The following is a 24,672-nucleotide window of genomic DNA, read 5'->3' as shown; positions in this document are numbered from 1 at the left end:
TCACGTCATGGTTCAGACCGTACGGAACGCCAGCACCACGTTGTGGCCGCCGAAGCCGAACGAGTTGTTGATCGCGGCGATCGTGCCCTGCGGGAGTTCGCGGGGCTCGTCGCGGACGATGTCCGCGTCGACGTCCGGGTCCAGGTCGTCGATGTTGATCGTCGGCGGGGCCAGCCGGTGGTGGAGCGCCAGGACCGTCGCGACGGTCTCGATGCCGCCCGCGCCGCCGAGGAGGTGACCGGTCATCGACTTCGTCGCGGAGATCGCGACGTGGTCCAGGTCGTCGCCCAGGACCTTCCGCAGCGCCTTGATCTCGGCGACGTCGCCCTGCGGCGTCGACGTGGCGTGCGCGTTGAGGTGGACGACCTCGGACGGCTTGAGGTCCGTCGCGTCCAGCAGGTTCTGCATCGCGGCGGCGATGCCCCGGCCGGTCGGCTCGGGCTGCGCGATGTGGTGGCTGTCGGCCGACAGGCCCTGGCCGAGGACCTCGCAGTAGACGCGCGCGCCGCGCGCCTTCGCGTGCTCCTCGGACTCCAGGATCACGACGCCCGCGCCCTCGCCGAGCACGAAGCCGTCACGGCCCGTGTCGTACGGACGGGAGGCCTTCGTCGGCTCGTCGTTGCTCTTGGACATCGCCATCATGTTGGCGAACGCGGCGATCGGCAGCGGGTGGATCGCGGCCTCGGTACCGCCGGCGACGACCACGTCGGCACGGCCGGTACGGATCATCTCGACGGCGTAGCCGATGGCCTCGGCGCCGGACGCGCACGCGGAGACGGGGGTGTGGACGCCCGCGCGGGCGTTCACCTCCAGGCCCACGTTCGCGGAGGGGCTGTTCGGCATCAGCATCGGCACGGTGTGCGGGGAGACGCGGCGGACGCCCTTCTCCTTGAGCACGTCGTACTGGTCGAGCAGTGTGGTGACACCGCCGATGCCGGAGGCGATGACGGAGCCGAGCCGCTCGGGCGCGATCTTCTCGTCCTCGCCGGCGGGGGCGGTGTAGCCCGCGTCGGCCCAGGCCTCGCGGGCCGCGATCAGCGCGAACTGCGCCGAGCGGTCCAGCTTGCGGGCGAGCGGGCGGGGCAGGACGTCACCGGGGTCGACGGCGGCCGTCGCGGCGATCTGGACGGGCAGTTCGGCGAAGCGCTCGCCCTCCAGGGGCCTGACGCCGGAGCGTCCGGCCAAGAGACCTTCCCAGGTCGACGACACGTCGCCACCCAGCGGTGTGGTTGCGCCGATACCGGTGACGACCACGGTGCGATTGGTCGAGCTCACAGGAATTCGTTCTCCATGTGTGTGATGGTCGGAATACGGCGCCACCGCCGGGTGGCGGACCGAGTCAGCGAGGGCCGAATCAGGCCTGGTGCTTCAGGATGTAGTCGGCAGCGTCGCCGACCGTCTTGAGGTTCTTGACGTCCTCGTCCGGGATCTTGACGTCGAAGCGCTCTTCGGCGGCGACGACGACCTCGACCATGGAGAGCGAGTCGACGTCCAGGTCGTCGGTGAACGACTTGCCCAGCTCGACGTCCTCGACCGGGATGCCGGCGATCTCGTTGACGATCTCGGCGAGGCCTTCGACGATCTGGTCCTGGGTGGCGGCCATGGTGGCGCTCCTTCTTGTGATTGCTTGGGTACGGGCTTCCGGAAGAACCGGAGTGCCTAGGGGAGGGTAACGACCGTCGCGGCGAAGACGAGACCCGCCCCGAAGCCGATGATGAGCGCCGTGTCGCCGCTCTTCGCCTTGCCGGTCGCCAGGAGTCGTTCCATGGCGAGCGGAATCGAGGCCGCCGACGTGTTGCCGGTGGTCTCGACGTCGCGGGCCACCGTCACGTGCTCCGGCAGCTTCAGCGTCTTCACCATCGAGTCGATGATCCGCATGTTCGCCTGGTGCGGGATGAAGACGTCCAGGTCGTCCGCCGAGATGCCGGCGGCGTCCAGCGCCTGCTGGGCGACCTTCGCCATCTCGAAGACGGCCCAGCGGAAGACCGCCTGGCCCTCCTGCGTGATGGCGGGGAACTTGATCTCGCCGGCCTCGTTGAGCGGCAGCTTCGAGACGTCGCCGACGTGGAACTCGTTCCACGGGACGGTCTGCTTGATCGTCTCGGACTTGTCGCCCTCGGAACCCCACACGGTGGGGCCGATGTGCGGCTCGTCGGAGGGGCCGACGACCACGGCGCCGGCGCCGTCGCCGAACAGGAAGGCCGTCGCGCGGTCCTCCAGATCCGTCAGGTCGCTGAGCCGCTCCACGCCGATGACGAGGACGTACTCGGCGGAACCCTCGACGATCATGCCCTTGGCGAGCGTCAGGCCGTAGCCGAAGCCCGCGCAGCCGGCGGAGATGTCGAACGCGGCCGGCTTCCCGGCGCCGATCCTGTCGGCGATCTCGGTGGCGACGGCCGGGGTCTGCTTGAAGTGCGAGACCGTGGAGACGATCACCGCACCGATCTGCTCCGGGTTGATCCCGGCGTCCGCGATGGCCTTGCCCGAGGCCTCCACCGACATGGCGGCGACGGTCTCCTCGGGCGAGGCCCAGTGGCGGGTGGCGATACCGGAGCGCGAGCGGATCCACTCGTCGGACGAGTCGATCGTCTCGAGGATCACCTCGTTCGGCACGACCCGGGTGGGGCGGTAGCCGCCGACACCGAGGATCCGCGCGTACGGGGCGCCCTTGCTGGGCTTGATCTTCGACATGCTTCTCGACACTCCTTGTCAGACGGCCGTGTGCTCAGCGATGAGCGTACGGGCCGCGTCCAGGTCGTCGGGAGTCTTCAGCGCGACGGTGGCCACTCCGGGCAGGGCGCGCTTGGCGATGCCGGTCAGGGTGCCGCCGGGGCACACCTCGATCAGCGCGGTCGCGCCGAGCGCCTGGAAGGTCTCCATGCACAGGTCCCAGCGGACCGGGTTCGCGACCTGGCCGACCAGGCGGGCCACGACCTCGGCGCCGTCGGTGACGACCTGCCCGTCCTTGTTCGACACGTAGCGGGTGGCCGGGGCGGCCGGGGAGAGCTCCTTCGCCGCCTCCTCCAGCTTCGCCACGGCCGGGGCCATGTGGTGCGTGTGGAAGGCACCGGCGACCTTGAGCGCGACGACCCGGCGGACACCCTCGGGCTTGTCGGCGTCCAGGGCGGCCAGCTGCTCCATGGTGCCGGCGGCCACGATCTGGCCCGCGCCGTTCACGTTGGCGGCGGTCAGGCCGAGCTTCTCCAGGTGCGGGACGGTCACCTCGGGGTCGCCCCCGAGCAGCGCCGACATGCCGGTCTCGGTGATCGCGGCGGCCTCGGCCATCGCGAGCCCACGGGTCCGCACGAGACGCAGCGCCGCGGCGTCGTCGAGGACGCCCGCGAACGCGGCGGCGGTGAACTCGCCGACGCTGTGACCGGCGACGACGCCGGGCTTCACCTCGCCGAGCGCGGCGGCGGACAGCAGGCCGGCGGCGACGAGGAGCGGCTGTGCCACGGCGGTGTCACGGATCTCGTCCGCATCGGCCTTCGTGCCGTAGTGGGCGAGATCGAGCCCGATGGCGTCCGACCAGGCCGCGATGCGGTCGGCGGCGCCGGGGAGTTCGAGCCAGGGGGTCAGGAAGCCGGGCGTCTGGGCGCCTTGGCCGGGAGCGACGAGTACGAGCACCCTCACACTCTCTCTTGGGGACGGCTCCTGGCGCCCGTGGGGACAGGGACGAAGAACCGTCGGGGGAATTGTTGGTGTTCGACAAAAGTCTAGGACTGCGGATCTCCGTCGGCCAAGCGTCCCAGGATGAGCGCGATCCGCAGAGTGAACGCGGAGCGAACGTCGGAGGGTGACCAGCCGGTGACGTCGGTCACACGTCGGAGCCGGTAGCGCACGGTGTTGGGGTGGACAAAGAGCATCCGCGCCGCGCCTTCCAGGCTGCTGGCCTGCTCCAGGTACACACTGAGAGTTTCGAGCAGCGCCGAGCCCGCTTCCTCCAGCGGTCTGTAGATCTCCTCCACCAGCTGCTCGCGCGCCGAAGGGTCGGAGGCGATGGCGCGCTCCGGCAGGAGATCGTCCGCGAGAACCGGGCGAGGGGCGTCCTGCCACGCCGAGCACGCCTTGAGGCCGGCGGCCGCCGCCTGTGCGGAGCGGGTCGCCGCGAGCAGGTCGGGGACGACCGGGCCGGCCACGACGGGACCCGCCGCGTACGGGCCGATCAGCGCCTTGGCCACGGCCAGCGGATTGTCGTTGCCGCCCGCGATGACGACCAGACGGTTGCCGAGGACTCCGGTGAGCACCTGGAGCTTGGCGTGCCGGGCGGCCCGGCGGATGGCCTCGACCGTCAGCTCGCTGTCGCCGTCGGGGGCGGTGCCGAGGATCACGCACACATGGTCGGGGGAGTTCCAGCCGAGGGCCGCCGCGCGGGAGACGGCACCCTCGTCGGCCTCGCCGGAGAGGACCGCGTTCACCACGAGGGATTCCAGCCGCGCGTCCCAGGCGCCCCGGGCCTCGGCGGCCTGCGCGTACACCTGGGCGGTCGCGAAGGCGATCTCCCGTGCGTAGACGAGGAGTGCCTCGCGCAGTATCGACTCGTCGCCGGGGGCGGCGACCTCGTCGATGGCCGTCTCCATGACCTCGATGGTGGTGCGCACCATCTCGACGGTCTGGCGGAGGGTGATCGCGCGGGTCAGCTCGCGGGGCGCGGTGCCGAAGACGTCCGTCGAGATCGCCTGCGGGGTCTCGGGGTGCCGGAACCACTCGGTGAACGCGGCGATGCCGGCCTGGGCGACCAGCCCGATCCACGACCGGTTCTCTGGCGGCATCGCCCGGTACCACGGCAGCGTCTCGTCCATGCGGGCGATGGCGTTCGCGGCGAGCCGCCCGGAGGACTGTTCGAGGCGCTTCAGGGTCGCGGCGTGCGGGTGAGGGGCGTTCGTGGGTTCTGGCACGGGGACAAGACTGCCTTATCGGGACGGCGCCGTGCGGGGTCGGGGCGGGTTCGCCTCCGCCGGGCCCGGGGGCCCGCACTACCGTGGGGCAGGTGATACGCATCCAGCGCGCCGACGAGCGGTACCCCGGGGGCGACCCGGCGGCCGGGATCGAGACCCGGCACGCCCTGTCGTTCGGGCCGCACTACGACCCCGGCAACCTCCGCTTCGGCGCCCTGCTCGCCTGCAACGAGGAGCGGCTCGCGCCCGGCGCGGGCTTCGAGGAGCATCCGCACAGCCACACGGAGATCGTGACCTGGGTCGTGGAGGGCGAGCTCACCCACCACGACACGGCCGGTCGCACCACGGTCGTCCGGCCCGGCGACCTCCAGCGGCTGAGCGCGGCGGGCGGCGTCCGGCACGTCGAGCGCAACGACGCCGACGTGCCGCTCGTCTTCGTGCAGATGTGGCTCGCGCCGCTCGTACCGGGCGGGGAACCGTCGTACGAGGTGGTGCGCGGTCTCGGGGACCCGTACGACCTCCCGGAGGCGGATGCCCGCCTGCATGTCCACCGCCCCCGCGCGGGGGAGCGGTTCGAGGTCCCGGCCGCCGACTTCACGTACGTCCACGTGGTGCGGGGCGCGCTGCTGCTCGACGGCGAGGAACTCGGCCCCGGCGACGCGGCCAGGCTCACCGGCCACACCGGTGGCCCCGGGCCGACCGCCACGGCCGACGCGGAGGTCCTGATCTGGGAGATGCGGGACTGGCGCAAGGCCCTGGGGTGAACGCCCTGGGAGGCAACGGCCCCCGGAGGGTTCCTCAGGCGAGCGCGCTCTTCTGCTTCCACTGCTCCCAGCTCAGGTTCCACGCCCCGTAGCCGTTGCCCTCGGCGACCGTGCCCTTGGTGTCCTTGCCGGTGATCTCGAAGGGGTCGCCGACCTTCACCGAGGCGTAGAAGGAGGCGGCGTTCTCGTCGCTCATCCCGATGCAGCCGGAGCTCTTGTTGGCCCTGCCGAAGTACGCCGCGTTCCACGGGGCCGCGTGCGCGTACATGCCCGACCAGGTCAGCCGCATCGAGTAGTCGACGTCCTTGTCGTAGGCGTCGCCGAGGCCCACCGTCTCCGAGTTCATGTTGATGGTGCCCTCCTTCGCCATCAGCACGGCCGTGCCCCGCCAGGACCGCTTGTCGCCGCCCGGGGTGCCGCCGGAGACCGGGATCGTACGGATCGCGCGGCCGTCCTTGACCAGGGTCAGCTTCTGCCGGTCCAGGTCGACCTTCACGATCTGCGAGGCGCCGATCGTGAAGCCGGTGCGGTAGTCGCGGACGAACCAGCCGCCGCCGGAGTCCGTGCCGTTCAGGTCGGCCTCCAGGGTGACCTTCGTGCCCGGCTTCCAGTACTCCTTGGGGCGCCAGTCGGCCCTGTCCCGGCCCGAGTAGTCCTTGACCCAGCCCCAGGACCCCTCGGTGGCGTTCGAGGTGGTGACCTTCAGCTGCTTCTCCACGTCCGCCTTCTTCGTCACCGGGAGGTCGAAGACGATCGAGAGGGGGTGGCCCACGCCGACGGTGGTGTTCTTGCCGGGGGCCAGGGTGAGCTTGTTGACCTTCTCCGCCTCCGGGGTGCTGAAGGAGGACGTCGTCGTCGACTCCTTGCCGTCGCCGGCGCGGGAGGTCACCCGCACCGTGTACGTGGTGCCCGGCGCGGCCTTCCGGTCCGAGATCCAGCTCGCGCCGCCCGTACTCGTACGGCCGGCGAGGGCCCCGCCGTCCGCGTCGACGACCTTCACCTCGGCGAGCGTGCCGCCCGAGGCGGTCACGGTCACCGGCCGGCCGGCCGCCGGGTCCACGACCCTCACCTTCGCCGGGGCCGCCGCCGACGAGGGCGCCCCCGCCGTCTTCGAGGGGCCGCTCGCCGCCTGGGCCGAACAGGCCGTGAGGGAGACGCTCAGTGCGACTGCCGCGAGGGCGGGACGGGATGTGCGTATGCGCAGCACGGAAGACCTCCGCGTAAGGGAATCGGGTGGGATGTTCCGGACTGTAGGTCGCCCCGGCCGCTCCCGGGCGGCCCGGAGCCCATGTGACGGGGGCTGCGGCGGAACCGTCACCGTCCGGTCACATGTGCCGCGCGCACCCGTCGAATTCGGCTGTGAGCCTGCTGTGCGCCCCACCACCGAGGGGCGGAACAAGGAGGCTCCGTTGTGTCAGCGCTGCTCGTGACGGCCGCACCCGCCGCCCGCCCTGCCCTGCGGCTCGGGCCCGTGACCCCCGAGGCGTACCGCGCGTTCCTCGCGTCCCGCTCCGGTGCGGACGGTCCCAGCTTCCTCCAAGTCCCCTCCTGGGCCCAGGTGAAGGACGGCTGGAACCACCAGCTCATCGGCTGGGGACCCGAGTCCGGGGCACTCGAAGGGGTCGCCCTGGTGCTGCTGCGCCCCTTCCCCGGCACCCGGAAGTACTTCGCCTACCTTCCCGAGGGGCCCGTCGCCGACTGGGCGGACCCCGACGTCGACGGCTGGCTCTCCCCGCTGCTCGGACATCTGCGGGCCTCGGGCGCCTTCGCCGTACGCATCGGCCCCGGCCCCGCCTACCGGCGGTGGAACGCCGCCACCGTCAAGGCGGGCAGCGGTCCCGGGCGCCGCCTCTCCGACGTGCTCGCCGACGAGGTCGACCCGCTCGGCACCGTCGTCGCCGACCGGCTCAGGGCACGCGGCTGGCGGCGCTGCGGCGGCGAGTCCGAGGACGGCGCCGACGCCCAGCCCCGGCACGTCTTCCAGGTCCCGCTGACCGGACGCACCACCGACGACCTGTGGACCGGCCTCAACCAGGAATGGCGGCGCAACGTCCGCAAGGCCCGCAAGTCCGGCGTCGAGATCACCGTCGGCTCCGCCGCCGACCTGCCCGAGTTCTACCGGCTGCTCCGCATCACCGAGGAACGCGACGGCTTCCGCCTCGGCCGCTCCCTCGCGTACTACGAGCGCCAGTACACCGTCCTCAACGCCGAGATGCCCGGCCGGATGAAGCTCTATCTCGCCCGCCACGAGGGCGAGATCCTCGCCGCCCACACCATGGTCACGGTCGGCGGGCGCGTCTGGTACCAGACCGGCGCCTCCGCCGACCACCGACGCGAGGTCCGCCCCTCCAACGCCCTCCAGTGGCGCATGCTGCTCGACGCGCACGCCCTCGGCGCCGCCGTCTACGACCTGCGCGGGGTACCCTCCACCCTCGATCCGGGCGACCGCGCCCACGGGCTCCTCCGCTGGAAGCTCGGCACGGGCGGACAGGTCGTCGAGACACTGGGGGAGTGGGAGACACCGATGCAGGGGACGACCAACCAGGCGCTGTACCGCGCCTTCCACGCGTACCTGGCCCGCCGATGACGGGCACCACCGCCACGCTCACCGCCGACCGGCCGGCGGCGGCCAAGGCCGCGCCCACCGCGCTGCGCAGCGGCGCGCTGATGGCCGCCGGTTCGCTCGTCTCCCGCGCCACCGGCTTCGTCCGGGCCGCCGTCGTCGCCGCCGCGCTCGGCGCGGGCTACGTCGCCGACGGCTACGCGGTCGGCAACTCCGTCCCCACCATCGTCTACATGCTGCTCCTCGGCGGCGCCCTCAACGCCGTCTTCGTCCCCGAACTGGTCAAGGCCGCCAAGGAACACGCCGACGGCGGAGTCGCCTACACCGACCGGCTCCTCACCCTCTGCGCGCTCGCCCTCACCGCCCTCACGGCGGCCGCGGTGCTCGCCGCCCCGCAGATCGTCGACCTGTACACCGACTACGCGGGCCCGCAGCGGGAGATGACCGTCGCCTTCGCGCGCGCGTGCCTGCCGCAGATCCTCTTCCTCGGCCTCTTCACCCTCCTCGGACAGGTCCTCAACGCCCGGGGCCGCTTCGGCGCCATGATGTGGACCCCCGTCCTCAACAACGTGGTCGTCGTCGCCGTCTTCGGCCTCTTCCTCGTCGTCAGCGACGGCGGAGAACTCACCCCCGGCGAGACCGCGCTGCTCGGCTGGGGAACCACCGCGGGCATCGCCCTCCAGGCCCTCGCCCTCGTGCCCTCGCTGCGCGCCGCGGGCTTCCGCTGGCGGCCCCGCTTCGACTGGCGGGGCAGCGGCCTCGCCGCCCCGCTGCGCTCGGCCGGCTGGCTGGTGCTGCTCGTCCTCACCAACCAGGGCGCGTACTGGGTGACCACCCTGCTCGCCACCTCGGCGGGCGGCACGGCCACCGGCGGCGGTTCGGGCCTCGCCGCGTACAACAACGCCTATCTGCTGTGGACCGTCCCGCACGGCATCATCACCGTCTCCCTCGTCACCGCACTGCTGCCCCGGATGAGCGGCGCGGCGGCCGACGGCGACCTCGCCGGGGTCCGGCGGGACGTCTCGTACGCCCTGCGGACCAGCGCGGCGGCCGTCGTCCCCGCCGCCTGCGCGCTCCTCGCGCTCGCCGTCCCCCTGATGACGGTCGTCTTCCGGTACGGGGCGACCGGCGCCGACGACATCCGCGCCATGTCGTGGATCCTGATGGCCTTCGCACCCGGCCTCGTCGCGCTGTCCGGACAGTACGTGTGCACCCGCGCCTTCTACGCCCTGCGCGACACCCGCACGCCGTTCACGCTCAACCTGGTCATCGCGGGACTCAACGCGCTTCTCTCGTTCACCGCGTACGCGACCCTGCCGACGCGCTGGGCCGTCGCGGGGATGGCGGCCGGGTACTCGCTCGCCCTGTGGGTGGGCTGGGGAGTCACGGCGTACGTGCTGAGGCGGAGGCTGTCGGGGGGCAGGGAGGACGGTGGCGGGAGCGCCGGCGCCGGGGACCCCGAGGCCTCCGAAGGTGCCGTCCCCGCGATCGTGCGCCTGCTGCTCGCCGCCGTGCCCGCCGCCGGGTACGGGCTCCTCGTCACCGACCTCACCGGCCCCGCCGGAGCCGTACCCGCCGGCCTCGCCGGCGCCCTCACCGTCCTCGGGGTCTTCGCCGTCCTCGCCCGCCCCTTCCGCCTCACCGAACTGCGGTCCCTCCTCACGGCCGGGTCCGGCCGGCTGCGCGGCCTCGCCCGCCGCACCTGACCCACCGCCCCCTCCGCACGAGGGGCCCGTCCACCTTGGGATACTCCACAGATGCCCCGCGTGCTCCTGATAGAAGACGACCCCTCCGTCCGCGAAGGAGTCGAGATCGGGCTGCGCCGCCGCGGCCACGAGGTGCGGACCGCGCCCACCGGGGAGGCCGGGCTCGCCGCCCTCGGTGAGTTCCGGCCCGATCTGCTGCTGCTCGACCTGATGCTGCCCGGCATGAACGGCGTCCAGGTGTGCCGTACCGTCCGCGAGAGCAGCCAGCTGCCGATCATCATGCTGACCGCCCGCGGCGACGACTTCGACGTGGTCGTCGGCCTGGAGGCCGGCGCCGACGACTACATCGTCAAGCCCGCCCGTACCGAGGTCATCGAGGCCCGGATACGGGCGGTGCTCCGCCGCATCGAGGAGCCCGGCGGCAGCAAGGCCGCCGTCGAGTTCCACGGGGAACTGGCCATCGACCGGGCCGGGCTCACCGTCGCCAAGTCCGGCGAGCGCCTCGGCCTCGCCCCCTCCGAGCTGAAACTGCTGCTCCACCTCACCGCCGCCCCCGAGCAGGTCTTCAGCCGCCAGCAACTCCTCGAACACGTCTGGGAGCACAGCTACCACGGCGACGCCCGGCTGGTCGACGCCTGTGTCCGACGGCTGCGGAACAAGATCGAGGACACCCCGGGCGAACCCCGCTACATCCAGACCCTGCGCGGCTTCGGCTACCGCTTCGGACCGCTGTGAAGGCCTGTGTGAGCCCGGAGCCGTACACCGGGGACAGGGTGGAACCCCGTCGCGAGCCCCGGCGGCGGGCCCGCAGCCCCCGGCTGCGCCCGCACCCCTTCGGCCTGCGCACCCGGCTCGTCCTCGCCTTCCTCCTCGTCGCCGCCGTCGGCTGCGGCACCACCGCCGCCCTCACCTACCGGGCCGCCCGCAACGCCATCCTGGAGCAGACCCAGAACACCGCCGTCTCCGCCTTCCGCGAGCAGGTCGACGCCCTCAACATCCAGCTGCCCGTCGACCCCGGCGACCTGCGGGACTCGCTCATGCAGATCGCCCGACAGGGCAAGCCCCGCCCCTGGCGGGTCTACGCCGAGTACGGCACCCTCCGTGTCTCCTCCACCGACCGGCCCTCCTCCTCCGTCATCACCCCGGAGCTGCGGGCCCGCGCCGCCGACCAGGCCGTCCCGCACGGCAGCTTCCAGCGGGTGGTCAAGGGCGGCGTCCCGTACCTCACGATCGCCGTCCCCGCCGTCTTCCTGGCCCACTCGCCCGGCGGACCGCCCCAGCGCACCGGTCTGGTCCTCTACGCCGTCATGGACCTCGGCGCGGAGGAGGCGAACGTGGAGGCCATGGTGGCGGCCGCCCGCGACGGCGCCCTCCCCGCCCTCGCCGTCGCGCTCATCCCCGCGCTGATCGCCGCGCGCAGCGTGCTGCGGCCGGTACGGGAGCTGCGCCACGCCGCCCACAGCATGGGGCGCGGCCGGCTCGACACCCGTATCCACGCCAAGGGCCGCGACGAACTCGCCGATCTCGCCCGTACGTTCAACGAGTCCGCCGCCGAGCTGGAACGTTCCGTCGCGGAACTCAGGGACGCCGAGGCCCGGGCCCGCCGCTTCGCCTCCGACGTCTCCCACGAGCTGCGCACCCCGCTCGCCGGGATGCTCGCGGTCACCGAGGTCCTCGACGAGGACGCCGGGAGCCTCGACAGCGACACCGCCCGCGCGGTCCGGCTGATCAGCGCCGAGACCGGCAAGCTCGCCGTGCTCGTCGAGGACCTCATGGAGATCTCCCGCTTCGACGCGCGCGCCGCCGAACTCCACACCGACGAGGTCGACGCGGCGGACTGCGTACGCAAGACTCTCCAGAACCGCCACTGGACCGATCCGGACCGGGTCGTCCCGTACCTCACGGAGGGGATCAGGGCCCGGCTCGACCCGCGCCGCTTCGACGTCGTCGTCGCCAACCTCGTCGGCAACGCCCTGCGGCACGGCGGGACGCCGGTCACGGTCCGGCTGTACGCGGAGGGGGACCAACTGGTGACCGAGATCGCCGACCGGGGGCCGGGCATCCACCCGGACGTCCTGCCCCATGTCTTCGACCGCTTCTACAAGGCGGACCAGGCCCGCACCCGCTCGGCGGGCAGCGGTCTCGGCCTCGCGATCACCCTGGAGAACGTACGGCTGCACGGAGGCACGGTCACGGCGGCCAACCACCCGGCGGGCGGGGCCGTCTTCACCGTACGGATGCCGCTGTGAGGCGCCGCCCGGCCGCCGTCGGGGTGCGCCGCCCGGCCGCCGCGGCGCTGCTCGCCCTGCTGACGCTGACGGCGACGGCCTGCGGCATACAGGAGAGCGACGTCGTCGAGGCGGGCGGCGCCGCGACCGTCGCCGTCGCCCCGATCCCCGAGTACCGGACCGTGCTCTACTTCCTCGGCCCGGACGGCCGGTCGATGCCGGTGGCCCGAGAGCCCATCCGCCCCGTCCCGGTGGCCAGCAGCAGGTCGGGCGGCACGGGCGCGTCCGTCCACGAAGGGGCCGGCCCCGACGACAAGTCGTTGCTCGGCGAGCTGCGCTCGGGGTCGATCGCCACCGACAAGATCCTCGCGGTGCTCCTGGCCGGCCCCGGGCCCGAGGAGGCCGCGGCGGGCATCACCACGGCCCTGCCCGACGCCGCCACCGCCGGCGGCCTGCACGTCACACCGGACCCGGCCGGTCCGGTCTCGGGACGCCGGCTGCTCCGGCTCCGGGCGCCCTTCCCCGTCAGGGAACTGTCGGAGTCGGCCGTCCGCCAGCTGGTCTGCACGACCGCCTACGCGGAACACCCGGCCGGCCTGGTCGACGTGTCGATCACCGGCCCGGACGGTGCCCTGCCGGTCGCACGCTGCGACGAATAGCGCGGCCCCGTCCCTTACGAGGACCGGGACGCCGCCCGCAGCTCCGCCAGCACCGCGTCCGTGAACGGCGGCCACGCCTCCACCGCCCACGCCCCGAAGGGCCGGTCGGTGAGCGCCACACACGCGGCCCGGACGTCCGGGTCGACCCACAGGAACGTGCCGGACTGGCCGAAGTGGCCGAAGGTGCGCGGCGAGGAGCTCGCGCCCGTCCAGTGCGGGGTCTTGCCGTCGCGGATCTCGAAGCCCAGCCCCCAGTCGTTCGGCCGCTGGTGCCCGTAACCGGGCAGGATGCCGGTCAGACCGGGGTACGCGACGGTCATCGCCTCCAGGACCGTGCGCGGGTCGAGCAGCCGCGGCGCCTGCACCTCGGCGGCGAACCGCACCAGGTCGTCCACGGTCGACACGCCGTCCTTCGCGGGCGAGCCGTCCAGGCTCGTCGACGTCATGCCCAGCGGCTCAAGGACCGCCTGGTGCAGATACTCGGCGAAGGGGATGTCGGTCGCCTTGGCGAGATGGTCGCCGAGCGCCTCGAAGCCGGTGTTGGAGTAGATCCTGCGGGTGCCCGGCGCGGCCATCACCCGGTTCTCGTCGAAGGCGAGCCCCGAGGTGTGGGCGAGCAGGTGGCGGACGGTCGCGCCCTCGGGCCCGGCCGGCTCGTCCAGGTCGATCGCCCCCTCCTCGTACGCGACGAGGACGGCGTACGCCGCGAGCGGCTTGGTGACGGAGGCGAGCGGGAAGCGCCGCCCGGTGGGGCCGTACGCCCCGGCCAGGGTGCCGTCCGCGCGGACCACGGCGGCGGCCGCGGTGGGGACGGGCCAGTTCTCGATCGACGCCAGGCTCGGCACGCTGCTCTCCATGCGGCCGAGCCTACTTGCTTCGAGTGCACTCCAACGTTTTAGCGTGGGGTCATGAGCGTGATGGCGAGCACGAGCACGAGCCCGAGCGGAACCCGGGCGCACCACACCATCAGCGAGGTCTCCGCGCTGACCGGTCTTTCGGCGCACACCCTTCGCTGGTACGAGCGGATCGGCCTCATGCCGCACGTCGACCGGTCGCACACCGGCCAGCGCCGCTTCACCGAGCAGGACCTGAGCTGGCTCGCCTTCGTCGGCAAGCTGCGGCTCACGGGGATGCCGGTCGCGGACATGGTCCGGTACGCCGAGCTGGTCCGCGAGGGCGACCACACCCGGGACGCGCGACGGGAGCTCCTGGAGGCCACCAGGGAGGACGTGCTCACCCGGATCACCGAACTGCAGGACACGCTCGCCGTGCTCGACATCAAGATCAGCCACTACGGGACCGTCTGCGGAGGAACACCTTCATGACCAGCGAGACCAGGATCGACACCATACGCCTCGGCCAGGACGGACCCCGGGTCGGCGTCCAGGGCTTCGGCGCCATGGGCATCAGCGAGTTCTACGGCGACACCGACGAGACCGCCGCCCGCGACACCCTCGACGCGGCCCTGGAGGCCGGCGTCACCCTGATCGACACCGCCGACATCTACGGCAGCGGCGCCAACGAGGAGTTCCTCGCCCCGTTCCTCGCCGCCCACCGCGACGAGGTCACCCTCGCCACCAAGTTCGCCATCGAGCGGCGCGCCGACGACCCCACCCACCGGGCCGTCCGCAACGACCCCGCGTACATCAGGAAGGCCGCCGAGGACAGCCTGCGCCGCCTCGGCATCGAGACCATCGACCTCTACTACATGCACCGCCGCGACCCGGAGATCCCCTTCGCCGAGTCCGTCGGCGCGATGGCCGAACTCGTCCGGGCGGGCAAGGTCCGGTACCTGGGCCTCAGCGAGGTCACCGGGGCCGAACTCCGCGAGGCCCACGCCGTGCACCCGATCACCGCGCTCCAGTCGGAGTGGTCGCTCTTCTCCCGCGACGTGGAGCGCAGCGCCGTCGGCGCCGCCGCCGAACTCGGCGTGACGTTCGTGCCGTACTCGCCGCTCGGCCGGGGCTTTCTGACCGGGGCGTTCGCGGACGCCGCGAAGGACCTGTCGGGCGGCGACTTCCGCCGCCACCAGCCCCGCTTCAGCGGCGAGAACGCCGAGCGGAACGCCGCCCTCCTCGACCCGGTACGGAAGATCGCGGCCGCGCACGGGGCGACCCCGGCGCAGATCGCCCTCGCCTGGGTCCAGCAGCGGGCCTCCGTGCACGGCCTGACGGTCGTCCCGATCCCCGGCACCCGCAAGCGCTCCCGCCTGGAGGAGAACGCGGCGGCCACCCGCATCACCCTCACCGACACCGAACTCGCCGAGCTGGAGCCGATCGCGGGCCTGGTGGCGGGCGACCGCTACCCGGACATGCGGTTCACGTCGGTGGGCCGGGAAGGCTGAGCGGGCCGTTCCACCCGCCGACGCGGGACTCCGGGTTCCGTCCCCTGACGGGAGGGAGCGACCCGGGGCCCCGGTTCCGGTCCGGGAGCCGGAGACCCTCACGCGAGACCCAGCGCGAAGACCGCGAAGCCCGCCGCGAGCAGCCCCGCCAGGGTGCGGCGGGCCGGGCCGGTCCTCGTCCACGGGGACTCGAAGGTCCGGGCGTACCGGCCGATGAGGACGAGGAGGCCGGCGAAGACCGGCATCCAGGCGAGCCGCGCCAGGATCCAGCCGACCGAGTCCGGCGCGCCGACCAGACCCGGGATCTCTCCGAGGTACGAGCCGGGGACCGCGGCGGCGAGCATCGCCGTCTGGTGCCAGCACAGGATCGTCATCGCCGACAGGTTGACGACCACGACCGGCGCCCACAGCGCGGGCCGCTTCAGGAGCCGGCCGAGCCGGTCGCGGAGCAGGATCGCCGCGCCGCTCTGCGCGGCGGCGAGGGCCAGGACCAGCAGCGACGGCGGGTGCGAGTTGGTGCGGGCCTCGCCGGGGACGCCGACCATCGACGCCGGGTAGCCGAAGGCGAGCAGCAGCGCGGCGAACAGCGCGGCCCCGCCCAGCAGCAGCGCCCAGGCATGCCGCTTCGTGACCCGGCCCTCGCCCCAGGAGACGCCGAGCTGATACGCGAACAGCCAGCCGGGCAGGATGTTCAGGAGGCTGAGCCAGGACGGTACGGCGTCGGCGTACGGCCCGTACCGCAGGAAGTCGACGACGGCGACCGAGCCGAGCAGCGGCGCCGCCGCCCACACCCCGAGGCGGCGGGCCGCCCGTACACACAGCGGGGTCAGCGCGGTGACCACGGTGTACACCCCGACGAACCAGAGCGGCTGGATCACCAGCGTCGACGCCGTCCGCAGGGTGTCCACGGGCACCCCGAGTCCGAAGTGCAGCAGCGGGAGGAGCGCCGCCCACACGGCGGTGACCCCGAGGACCGGGCGGCCGAGCCGAGCGAGCCGGCCCTTGAGCCACTCGCCCGTGGAGCCCTTGCGGCGGCGGTACGAGAGGACCGAGGCATAGCCGCCGACCAGGAAGAAGATCCCCAGCATCTGGAGGACCCAGCTGACCGGGGCGAGCCCCGCGAAGGTGCCCAGCGGGCTGGCGTTGTGGATCGCGCCGTCGGAGGAGAGCGTGAAGCCGCCGAGCAGCCAGTGCCCGGTCGGCACGGCGAGCAGGGCCAGCGCGCGCAGCCCGTCGATCGCCCGGTCGCGGTGGGCCGGGGTGCCGGACTCGATCTTCGCGGCCGTCTTCCGGGCCATGGTCGTCAGGGTGCTCATCGGACGTCTCCCTCGGCGATGGCGGCGAAGGTGCGGAGGGAGGCCGTACCGGGCGCGAAGTAGCCGCCGTGGCCGGCGGCGTCGTCGGCCGCGATACGGCGGGCCCCGAAGGCCGGCTCCGTCGGGTCGGTGCCGTGCCCCAGGCCCGCGAACTCGACGTTGGGGACCCGGTCGATCCAGTCGGTGGGATCCTTCGCCGCCCAGACGCGGGCGGAGGTGCCGAGTTCGCCGACGTTCCCGGCGCGCATCCCGGGGGAGCCGAACACCACCAGGTCCTTGGCCTTCAGCTGGTGGGCGGCGAGGCCGCAGACCACGGAGCCGTAGCTGTGGCAGAACACGGACGGCTCGGCCGCCCCGACCGCCGCCAGACCGTCCACGAACCGGGTGAGCCGGTCCGCCCCCACCTCGGCGAGCCGCCCGGTGGCCGCGTCCAGACCGACGCCGAGCGGAGTCGTGTATCCGGCCCAGGCGACGACCGCCGTACGGCCGCCGGTGGCCCGGCGCAGCGCCTCCGCCATGTCTTCGAGCGAGCCGATGCGCCCCGCGTCGGTGTCGGACCCGGGCACGATCACCGCCACGTGCTCGGCCCGCGCCAGGTCCCCGTACACCAGGGCCACCTGACCCCGGCCGCGTGCGTCGTGGGCGAGGACCCGGGCCCCGCCGAACTGCCCCCGGGTGGCACGGGCGTTGGCCTCGTACCGCAGCTCCAGGGGTGCGCCGTCGAGGTTCCCGACGACGGTGGGGTGGGTCCGGGCCAGTTCCCGCCGCCGTGCGGGGTCCAGCCCGGCGAAGAACCGCGCCACCCCGGCCGGGTCCATCCGCTCGGGGTCGGGCAGCCCCGCCGCCCGCCACTCGGCCGTCCCGGCCGGCGCCCCGGTCACGGCCTCCTGGCTGTCGCCGGCCGCGAAGCCCGCCGTCCCGCCGATCACGGCGGTCACCAGGGCCGCGGTGATCAGGGTCCTCGAAATGCGGCGCATGGGGTCGCCCTCCCTCTTCGGTACTCGCTCGTTCGCTGGCGAGAGGAAGGTAGGAAGACGACGGGTGACGGCACGTCACACCGGGGAGCCAACTCCCGCCCGATACCCGGGTAGGGGGTGGAGGAGCAGCCAACACCAGGGGAGGGGTGGGGTTTTCCCCCGGGGGCGGGCCGGGGGGTGGGTCAGGGGCGTGGGCACGGGTTCAGCGCGCGCCGGGCCGGGGGCGCGGGGCGGAGCGGGGGCGCGGGATCAGGACGCACCCGGTGTGACCAGGCCCGACTCGTACGCGAAGACCACCGCCTGCGCCCGGTCGCGCAGGTCCAGCTTGGCCAGGACCCGGCCGATGTGGGTCTTCACGGTCTGCTCGGCGAGGACCAGATGATCCGCGATCTCCTGGTTGGACAGGCCCCGGGCGATGAGTTCCAGTACCTCGGTCTCACGCGGGGTGAGACCGTTCAGGCGCAGCGCCGTGGTGTCCCGGCGCGGGGCCGGCCGGGAGGCGGCGAAGTCGGCGATGAGCCGCCGGGTCACCGAGGGGGCGAGCAGGGCCTCGCCCGCCGCCACCACCCGTACCGCCGCGATGAGATCGGCCGGCGGCGCGTCTTTCAGGAGGAAGCCGGACGCGCCCGCGCGCAGCGCCTCGTACACGTAGTCGTCGACATCGAAGGTGGTCAGCATCAGCACCTTCGGCAGATGCGTCACCCCGGTCGGCGGGTGCAGGATCTCCCGGGCGGCGGCGAGCCCGTCGAGCTCCGGCATCCGTACGTCCATCAGCACCACGTCCGGGTGCGTCGACCGGGCCACGTCGACGCCCTGCCGTCCGTCGGGGGCCTCGCCCACGACGTCGATGTCGGGCTGCGCGGAGAGCAGCGCGGCGAATCCGGCCCGCACCATGGCCTGGTCGTCGACGATGATCACACGGATGGTCACTCGGGGTCCTTGACGGTTGGGGTGGGGGCTGGGGTGGGGGTCGGGGCCGGGGGCGACGCCTGGGCCGAGGTCTGGGCCGAGGTCTGGGTCGGGGTCGGGGTCGGGGTCGGCTTCCGGGTCGGGGAGGCGACCAGGTCCGGAACAGGGCCCGGAACAGGGTCCGGAACAGGGCCCGGAACGGAGTCCGCGGCCAGCGGCATCCGCGCCGCCACCCGGAAGCCCCCGTCCGGCAGCGGTCCGGTGTCGAGCGAGCCGCCCGTCAACCGTACGCGCTCCCGCATACCGACGAGTCCGTGACCCGTCCCCGGCACACCCCGCTCGACCGAGGAACCCGCCTCCAGGCTGGGCCCGTTGACGACGAGGACCGTCAGCCAGCCGTCGTCCGCGCGGACCGACACCCGGGTCGACGCCCCCGGCGCGTGCCGGACGACGTTGGCGAGCGCCTCCTGCACGATCCGGTACGCGGACAGGTCCACCGCCTGCGGTACGTCCCCGAGGTCGGCGGCGAGCCGGAGCTCCGCCGGCACCCCGGCCCGTACCGTCGCCTCCACCAGCTGCTGCACCCGGTCCAGGCCCGGCTGCGGGGCCCGCTCGCCCTCGCTGCCGTCACTGCGCAGCACCGAGAGCAGCCGGCGCATCTCGGCCAGCGACTCCCGCGCGCTCGCCGCGATCGAGGTGAACTCCTCGCGGGCCGCCTCCGGGAGCTCCGGGATGCGGTACGGCGCCGAGTCCGCCTGCACGGTGATCACGGACATGTGGTGGGCCACCACGTCGTGCAGCTCGCGCGCGATCCTGGCCCGTTCCTCCAGCAGCGTCCGGCGTGCCCGCTCGGCCTCGCTGATGTGCTCCTGTTCGACGAGGCGCCGCTGGGCGTCCCCACGCGCGCGTACGGCCGAGGTGAGCAGGAGCAGCACACCGCTCAGGACGAGCAGCAGCATGTGGATGCTGGTGTACCTCTCGGGCCGGAAGACCTCCAGGACGTATCCGGCCACGCCCGTCGCCAGCCACACCCCGAACAGGGCCCGCCGGGACTCGCGGAGCCCGAGCGCGATCATCAGCGCGCAGTAGCCGACGAGGACGGGCGGGGGCCAGGGCCAGAAGTCGGCCTGCTGTCCGTCCGCGGCGAGGAGGACGACGGCGCCGAGGACATCGGCGGCGAAGATGATCCACCAGGCTTCGAGGGGCCGGGCGACGGCCAGCAGCAGCGGCGCGGTCTGGGCGGTGCCGAGCGCCCCCGCCAGGGCGCCGTTGACGCCGTAGTCCCCGATGAGGATCTGGATCGTGGTGGGCAGCAGCGAGGCGACGAAGGCCAGGGCGACGGCGTACGGCAGCAGCCGCACCCACCGCGAGGAGGCGTCGGCGAGGAGCGGCGCCCCCGGGGCGGTCGGGGTGGTGAGCGCGGTGCCCAGCCCCTGGAACATCGCGCGGGCCCGGGTGCCGATCCGGCGGAGGGTGAGCGGCTCGTGCCGCTGTTCGGTAGCCATGACCCGCCCAGGGTAGGCAGCACACCCGACGCCCGGCGTCATACCGGGGAGCGGGCTGCCGACTGATACCGGGGTATGACATCGGGGGAGCGGGGGTCTGGTGTTCCGGCCCGCGGCGCCCGGCCGGGGTCTGGTGTTCCGGCCCGCGGCGCCCGGGCCGGCGTCTGGTGTTGCCCGCCCGCGGCGCCCGGGCCGGCGTCTGGTGTCTGGTGTCTCCCGCCCGGGGTCCCGGCGGCCCCCGGGTCAAAGCTCCGCCAGGAGCTCCGCTTTCTTCGCCGAGAACTCCTCGTCCGTCACCAGCCCCGCCTGGTGCAGTTCACCCAGGTGCCGAATCCTTTCGGCAACCGCTCCGGGCGTGGCCACGCGCACGGGTACGCGGTCCGTGCTCCGGATCGCCGCGAGCACCGCCGCCGCGAAGGGAAGGGACTCGTGCACCGGCCCGTAGCCGCGACCGAACACGACCGAGGCGGGGTCCCGGTCGGCCTGCGGCACCTGCGGCTCACCGCCCCGGCGCACCAGGCGCAGATACCCGTCGAGTCCGTCCGCCGAGCACCATTCGACCCCGCAGAGGTCCCGTACGGAGAAGGACTGGTCGCCCGCCTTCCACTTCTCGGAGGAGGCCCCGGTCCACGACCAGCGGAAGGTGACCTCGGAGGCCCCGTCGAAGCTGGCCCTGCCGTCGTACGCCTTGAAGGACAGCGGCCCCCGGGGTGGCGCGACCAGGAACCGGTCGCCGGGCATCAGGTCCCCGTCACCGGGCGACAGCCGGCCGAGGAGTTCGTCCCGGTAGCGCGCGGCGAGCGGCTCGCGTTCCGCGGGGAGCACCAGGCGGTACGGATCGCACCCCTCCTTGAGCTGCCCCGCGGCCGCCTCCATCAGCGGATCGGCGCCAGGTCTGGGCACGGCGTGCAGCACGACGGTGCCCCGCTTCCCGGGCGTGAGCGTCACGGACGCCAACGCCTCGTGCGGTACACGTCGTTCGCGCAGCGCCTGGTAGAGCCTCGGCGTGCGGATCCCCCGTTCGAAGCGGATGACGAGCGCGTCGCTCTCGAACTCCCAGGTGGCATGAATTCCGGCCAGCACATCACCCATACGCCTCATCGTAAGCGGCGCGTGTCTCCGCGTCGCCCCTGTGAAAGGTCCTGAAATCACGTGATCTACGCGCGTCAGAGCCCTTCCGCGCCGGATATTCCGTCGTGGCACGCGCTGTCGGCACGTGCGCAGACCAGACTCGGGTAGGCGCCGACCCCTATCGCGGCGAAGTTGCCGAGGCTCTCGGTCCCCGGCTCGAAATAGCCACTGTGGCCGAGTGCCCCCCGCGCCGAGAGCAGCCGGGCGCCGAACTCCGGCTCCACCGGGTCCGCCCCGTGCCCGAGCCCGCCGACCTCCAGATGGGGCACGTCCGCTATCCAGTCGTCCGCGTCCCGCATCGCCCACACGCGCGCGCGTGTGGCCAGGTCGGCGGCCCGCTCGACGCGCATGCCGGGGCTCCCCGCCACGGCCACGTCCGTCACCCGGCCGGACAGCCGGGGCGCGGCGACCCCGCAGAGCACGGAGCCGTAGCTGTGGCAGAACAGCGCCACGCGCGCGCTGCCGGGCAGTGCCCCGGTCAGCTTCACGAGCCGTACGGCGCCCTCCTCGGCGAGCCGGCCGGTGGCCGCGTCGACGCCGACCCCGGCGGGCGCGGTGTAGTCGGCCCAGGCGATCACCGCGACCCTGGCGCGGGGGGAGGTCCGCCGCTCGGCGGCGTAGAGGGCCTCTGCCATGCCGGCGGGAGCCGCGTACCGGCCGTGGGTCTTCTGGAAGGTGAGGAGGTTGGTGTCGACACCGGGCACGATCACCGAGACGCGCCGGGCCCGCTCCAGGTCGCCGAGGACCTCGGCCGTCCGGCCCGTACCGGTCGGGTCGAAGGCGAGTATCTGGCGGCCGGGCCGCATCAGAGAGGCGAAGCGGTCGAACCGGCGCCGTGCCTCGTGCCGCCCCTCGGGGGAGAGCCTGGCGTCGTCGATCCTGCCCCGTTCGGTGTCGAGCGCGCGGCCGAGGGTGATCCGGTTGGCGCGGTAGCGCAGGGCGACGGGGGCGCCGTCGAGGTTGCCGACGACGAGCGGGTGCCGCTCGGCGAGCCGAGCCCCGCGCGCGTGGCCGAGCCCGGCGAAGAACCCGGCGACGGTACGGGCCGGGCTGTCGGGCCCCGGCAGCGGGCGGTGGTCGATCCGGTCGCGCGCCCAGGCGGTGAGCGCGGCCTCCCGGGACGGGCCGGGTACGGGGCGGTGCCGGATCGTCGTCCACCCGGTGGTCGAGAGCAGCACGAACACGACGGCGAGCGCGAGCAGGGCGCGCACGACGGCGAGGCTGGGTGAAACGGCATCGGCTGAGGTCACGGGCCGCCACCCTACGGGGCCCGGGTCAGGCCCCCGGCCGCCGGTCCCGCCAGCGCGGGGCGAGCGCGGGGCCGAGGTGGTCGAGGTACTCCTCGGTGAGGCCGCGGATGGCCTCCAGGCTCTGGTCCGTACCCCTGCCCCAGAGCTGTCCGGTGACGCGCATCACACCGCTGAACGCCGCCACCGCGATCCGGGGCCGCGGGTCCGCGTCCACGTCCAGGCCCTCGCGGTCGGCGATGATCCGGGCGATGGTCTCCTCCATCTCGGTGGAGCGGCGCAGATGGACGGCGAGCAGCGCGGGCGTCGACTCGATCATCTGGAAGGTGCGCAGGTACAGCCCGACGGGGACGACCTCGGTGATGGCGTCGCCGATGGTGTCCCAGGCGCAGAGCACGGCGTTGCGCATGGCGTCGAAGGGCCCCTCGCCCGGCGGCCGCTCCCCGAGCGCCTCGACGAAACGCTCCTCCACCATCTGCTGCACCGCGAAGGCGACCTCCTCCTTGGAGGAGAAGTACCGGAAGAAGGTGCGCTGGGAGACCTCGACGGCCTCGACGATCTCGTCGACGGTCGTACGCTCGTACCCCTGGGCGGTGAAGAGCTCCAGGGCCACCCGGGTCAGCGCGTCGCGCGTGCGTTGTTTCTTCCGCTCGCGCAGGCCGGGCACGGTCACGTCGGGTCCCTCTTTTCAGGCATTTCGTCCTGCTCAGCGTACCTGTGAGCTACGTGACAGTTACCGACGCGTGAATCGCTTTGTCAATTGTCAGTGGCTGTCACTAGTTTGGTTTTCATGACTAGTCAGACCACCGTGGAAAAGGCCCCGCAGGGTCAGGGGGGCACCCGGGAACCCGTACCGGGCCCGGCGAAGGGACTGCGCGGCCACCCCTGGCTGACCCTGTTCGGCGTGGCCGTGGGCGTGATGATGGTCGCCCTCGACGGCACCATCGTCGCCATCGCCAACCCCGCCATCAAGAACGACCTCGGCGCCTCGCTCGCCCAGGTCCAGTGGATCACCAACGGCTATCTGCTCGCGCTCGCCGTCGCCCTGATCACCGCCGGCAAGCTCGGTGACCGCTTCGGCCACCGGCAGACCTTCCTCATCGGCATCGCGGGCTTCGCCGCCGCCTCCGGCGCGATCGGCCTCTCGCACTCCATCGGCGCGGTGATCGCCTTCCGCGTCCTCCAGGGCCTCTTCGGCGCCCTGCTGATGCCGGCCGCGCTCGGCCTGCTGCGCGCCACCTTCCCCGCCGAGAAGCTGAACATGGCCATCGGCATCTGGGGCATGGTCATCGGCGCCTCCACGGCGGGCGGCCCGATCGTCGGCGGCCTGCTCGTCGAGCACGTCAGCTGGCAGTCCGTCTTCTTCATCAACGTGCCGGTCGGCGTCGTCGCCCTCGTCCTCGGCCTGGTCATCCTCAAGGACCACCGCGCCGAGAACGCGCCGCGGTCCTTCGACGTCCTCGGCATCCTGCTGCTCTCCGGCGCCATGGCCTCCCTCGTCTGGAGCCTCATCAAGGCCGGCGAGTCCTGGGGCTGGTCGAGCGGCAAGACCTGGGGCGGCCTGATCGGCGCCGTGCTGCTCTTCGTGGTCTTCGCCTTCTGGGAGACCAAGGTCAAGGAGCCGCTGATCCCGCTGGGCATGTTCCGCTCCGTGCCGCTCTCGGCCGGTGTGGTGCTGATGGTCCTGATGGCCTTCGCCTTCATGGGCGGCCTGTTCTTCGTGACCTTCTACCTCCAGGGCGTGAAGGGCCTCAGCCCGGTCGACAGCGGTCTGCACCTGCTGCCGCTGACCGCGATGATGATCGTCTCCTCGCCGCTGGCCGGTGCGCTGATCACCAGGTTCGGCCCGCGCGTGCCGCTGGTCGGCGGCATGGTCTGCACGGCCGTCGCCATGTTCGGCATGATCACGCTCACCGCCGGCACCGGCACCCTCGCGATGTCCCTCTGGTTCGCCCTGCTGGGCCTCGGGCTCGCCCCGGTCATGGTCGGCGCCACCGAGGTCATCGTCGGCAACGCGCCGCTCGAACTCTCCGGCGTCGCCGGCGGTCTCCAGCAGGCCGCGATGCAGGTCGGCGGCGCGCTCGGCACGGCGGTGCTCGGCGCCGTGATGTCCTCCAAGGTCGCCGACTCCTTCGAGGGCAACTGGAAGGAGGCCGGCATCCCGGCCCCCGTCAACCCGCAGCTGGAGCAGGCCGCCGAGTTCGGCATGGCCCCGCCGGAGCTGGCCAAGGCGCCGGGGATGACCCCGGATCTGCTCCAGCAGATCACCAAGGTCATCCACGACACCTTCCTCGACGGCATGGGCCTCGCCTTCACCGTCGCCGGTGTCGTGGCGGTCGTCGCGGCCCTGGTCGCCACGCTCACGAAGCGCGGCGAGAACGCGGAGGCGGGCGGCATGGGCGGCGGCCACATCTGACGTTCGTCA

The 24,672-nt window shown here is 73.0% G+C and carries 23 protein-coding genes; 9 read left to right on the top strand and 14 right to left on the bottom strand.

The genetic code is table 11. From position 1 onward, the window contains the following. Positions 1 to 12 precede the first annotated feature (12 nt). The 5 genes from fabF to fasR all read right to left on the bottom strand — a co-directional run bounded on the left by fabF (position 13) and on the right by fasR (position 4,898). On the bottom strand, positions 13 to 1,275 hold the full coding sequence (gene fabF, locus V4Y03_RS09855) for a beta-ketoacyl-ACP synthase II (RefSeq protein ID WP_317877322.1): 1,263 nt from the start codon (positions 1,273 to 1,275) through the stop codon (positions 13 to 15). 79 nt (positions 1,276 to 1,354) lie between these two features. Then, positions 1,355 to 1,603, bottom strand: coding sequence for an acyl carrier protein (locus tag V4Y03_RS09850; RefSeq protein WP_030220891.1), 249 nt, complete (start codon positions 1,601 to 1,603; stop codon positions 1,355 to 1,357). Between the two features lie 56 nt (positions 1,604 to 1,659). Continuing rightward, entirely contained in the window at positions 1,660 to 2,691 is a 1,032-nt protein-coding gene (locus V4Y03_RS09845) for a ketoacyl-ACP synthase III (RefSeq protein WP_317877323.1), read from the bottom strand. Between the two features lie 18 nt (positions 2,692 to 2,709). After that, positions 2,710 to 3,627 (bottom strand): ACP S-malonyltransferase, encoded by a 918-nt coding sequence (locus tag V4Y03_RS09840; protein ID WP_332434669.1) that lies wholly within the window; start codon positions 3,625 to 3,627, stop codon positions 2,710 to 2,712. Between the two features lie 89 nt (positions 3,628 to 3,716). Then, the gene (gene fasR / locus V4Y03_RS09835) at positions 3,717 to 4,898 is read right to left on the bottom strand and encodes a fatty acid biosynthesis transcriptional regulator FasR (RefSeq protein ID WP_317877325.1); all 1,182 of its coding nucleotides are present in this window, start codon (positions 4,896 to 4,898) and stop codon (positions 3,717 to 3,719) included. A gap of 92 nt (positions 4,899 to 4,990) precedes the next feature. Here fasR and V4Y03_RS09830 point away from each other — a divergent pair, with 92 nt between their 5' ends. Then, positions 4,991 to 5,662: a pirin family protein gene (locus V4Y03_RS09830; RefSeq protein WP_332434668.1), complete on the top strand. Its 672-nt coding sequence runs from the start codon at positions 4,991 to 4,993 to the stop codon at positions 5,660 to 5,662. A 34-nt stretch (positions 5,663 to 5,696) separates the two neighbouring features. On the opposite strand, the gene V4Y03_RS09825 is transcribed toward V4Y03_RS09830, so the two are convergent. Beyond that, a complete protein-coding gene (locus tag V4Y03_RS09825) occupies positions 5,697 to 6,869 on the bottom strand; it encodes a L,D-transpeptidase family protein (protein WP_332434667.1) in 1,173 nt (390 codons plus the stop codon). Positions 6,870 to 7,073: 204 nt separating this feature from the next. Here V4Y03_RS09825 and V4Y03_RS09820 point away from each other — a divergent pair, with 204 nt between their 5' ends. The 5 genes from V4Y03_RS09820 to V4Y03_RS09800 are packed head-to-tail and all read left to right on the top strand — an operon-like array spanning position 7,074 to position 12,818. After that, complete coding sequence (locus V4Y03_RS09820; RefSeq protein ID WP_317877328.1) at positions 7,074 to 8,249, top strand: lipid II:glycine glycyltransferase FemX; 1,176 nt, start codon at positions 7,074 to 7,076, stop codon at positions 8,247 to 8,249. Next, positions 8,246 to 9,931 carry a murein biosynthesis integral membrane protein MurJ gene (gene murJ / locus V4Y03_RS09815; RefSeq protein ID WP_332434666.1) on the top strand — a complete coding sequence of 562 codons (1,686 nt, stop codon included), beginning with the start codon at positions 8,246 to 8,248 and terminating at the stop codon, positions 9,929 to 9,931. The genes V4Y03_RS09820 and murJ overlap by 4 nt, the downstream gene beginning before the upstream one ends. 51 nt (positions 9,932 to 9,982) lie before the next feature. Next, on the top strand, positions 9,983 to 10,666 hold the full coding sequence (locus V4Y03_RS09810) for a response regulator transcription factor (RefSeq protein ID WP_317873940.1): 684 nt from the start codon (positions 9,983 to 9,985) through the stop codon (positions 10,664 to 10,666). Between the two features lie 8 nt (positions 10,667 to 10,674). Continuing rightward, a complete protein-coding gene (locus V4Y03_RS09805) occupies positions 10,675 to 12,180 on the top strand; it encodes a sensor histidine kinase (RefSeq protein WP_442809550.1) in 1,506 nt (501 codons plus the stop codon). Next, complete coding sequence (locus V4Y03_RS09800; protein WP_332434665.1) at positions 12,177 to 12,818, top strand: hypothetical protein; 642 nt, start codon at positions 12,177 to 12,179, stop codon at positions 12,816 to 12,818. Before V4Y03_RS09805 ends, V4Y03_RS09800 begins: the two co-directional genes overlap by 4 nt. 14 nt (positions 12,819 to 12,832) lie before the next feature. On the opposite strand, the gene V4Y03_RS09795 is transcribed toward V4Y03_RS09800, so the two are convergent. After that, on the bottom strand, positions 12,833 to 13,675 hold the full coding sequence (locus V4Y03_RS09795) for a serine hydrolase domain-containing protein (RefSeq protein WP_332434664.1): 843 nt from the start codon (positions 13,673 to 13,675) through the stop codon (positions 12,833 to 12,835). 51 nt (positions 13,676 to 13,726) lie between these two features. On the opposite strand from V4Y03_RS09795, the gene V4Y03_RS09790 reads away from it, so the two are divergent. Both V4Y03_RS09790 and V4Y03_RS09785 read left to right on the top strand, forming a co-directional pair. Next, positions 13,727 to 14,143 carry a MerR family transcriptional regulator gene (locus V4Y03_RS09790; RefSeq protein WP_442809552.1) on the top strand — a complete coding sequence of 139 codons (417 nt, stop codon included), beginning with the start codon at positions 13,727 to 13,729 and terminating at the stop codon, positions 14,141 to 14,143. Then, on the top strand, positions 14,140 to 15,162 hold the full coding sequence (locus V4Y03_RS09785) for an aldo/keto reductase (protein ID WP_332434663.1): 1,023 nt from the start codon (positions 14,140 to 14,142) through the stop codon (positions 15,160 to 15,162). Before V4Y03_RS09790 ends, V4Y03_RS09785 begins: the two co-directional genes overlap by 4 nt. A 98-nt stretch (positions 15,163 to 15,260) precedes the next feature. Here the strand turns inward: V4Y03_RS09785 and V4Y03_RS09780 are convergent, their stop codons facing one another. From V4Y03_RS09780 to V4Y03_RS09750, 7 genes are all read right to left on the bottom strand, one after another. Continuing rightward, positions 15,261 to 16,478 carry an acyltransferase family protein gene (locus V4Y03_RS09780; protein WP_317873944.1) on the bottom strand — a complete coding sequence of 406 codons (1,218 nt, stop codon included), beginning with the start codon at positions 16,476 to 16,478 and terminating at the stop codon, positions 15,261 to 15,263. Beyond that, positions 16,475 to 17,455, bottom strand: coding sequence for an alpha/beta hydrolase (locus V4Y03_RS09775; RefSeq protein ID WP_317873945.1), 981 nt, complete (start codon positions 17,453 to 17,455; stop codon positions 16,475 to 16,477). The genes V4Y03_RS09780 and V4Y03_RS09775 overlap by 4 nt, the downstream gene beginning before the upstream one ends. A 249-nt stretch (positions 17,456 to 17,704) precedes the next feature. After that, positions 17,705 to 18,385, bottom strand: a complete 681-nt coding sequence (locus V4Y03_RS09770; RefSeq protein ID WP_317873946.1) for a response regulator transcription factor — start codon at positions 18,383 to 18,385, stop codon at positions 17,705 to 17,707. After that, a complete protein-coding gene (locus tag V4Y03_RS09765; protein WP_443079766.1) occupies positions 18,382 to 19,869 on the bottom strand; it encodes a sensor histidine kinase in 1,488 nt (495 codons plus the stop codon). Before V4Y03_RS09765 ends, V4Y03_RS09770 begins: the two co-directional genes overlap by 4 nt. Positions 19,870 to 20,112: 243 nt before the next feature. Beyond that, a complete protein-coding gene (locus V4Y03_RS09760) occupies positions 20,113 to 20,961 on the bottom strand; it encodes a DUF4429 domain-containing protein (protein WP_317873947.1) in 849 nt (282 codons plus the stop codon). Positions 20,962 to 21,035: 74 nt separating this feature from the next. Beyond that, positions 21,036 to 22,250, bottom strand: a complete 1,215-nt coding sequence (locus V4Y03_RS09755) for an alpha/beta hydrolase (RefSeq protein ID WP_332434662.1) — start codon at positions 22,248 to 22,250, stop codon at positions 21,036 to 21,038. Between the two features lie 25 nt (positions 22,251 to 22,275). Next, complete coding sequence (locus V4Y03_RS09750; RefSeq protein ID WP_317873949.1) at positions 22,276 to 22,920, bottom strand: TetR/AcrR family transcriptional regulator; 645 nt, start codon at positions 22,918 to 22,920, stop codon at positions 22,276 to 22,278. 117 nt (positions 22,921 to 23,037) lie between these two features. On the opposite strand from V4Y03_RS09750, the gene V4Y03_RS09745 reads away from it, so the two are divergent. After that, positions 23,038 to 24,663 carry an MFS transporter gene (locus V4Y03_RS09745; RefSeq protein ID WP_317873950.1) on the top strand — a complete coding sequence of 542 codons (1,626 nt, stop codon included), beginning with the start codon at positions 23,038 to 23,040 and terminating at the stop codon, positions 24,661 to 24,663. Positions 24,664 to 24,672 lie beyond the last annotated feature (9 nt).

The organism is Streptomyces sp. P9-A4 (genome assembly GCF_036634195.1).
Lineage (GTDB): Bacteria > Actinomycetota > Actinomycetes > Streptomycetales > Streptomycetaceae > Streptomyces.
This window is presented reverse-complemented; position numbering and strand designations above follow the sequence as displayed.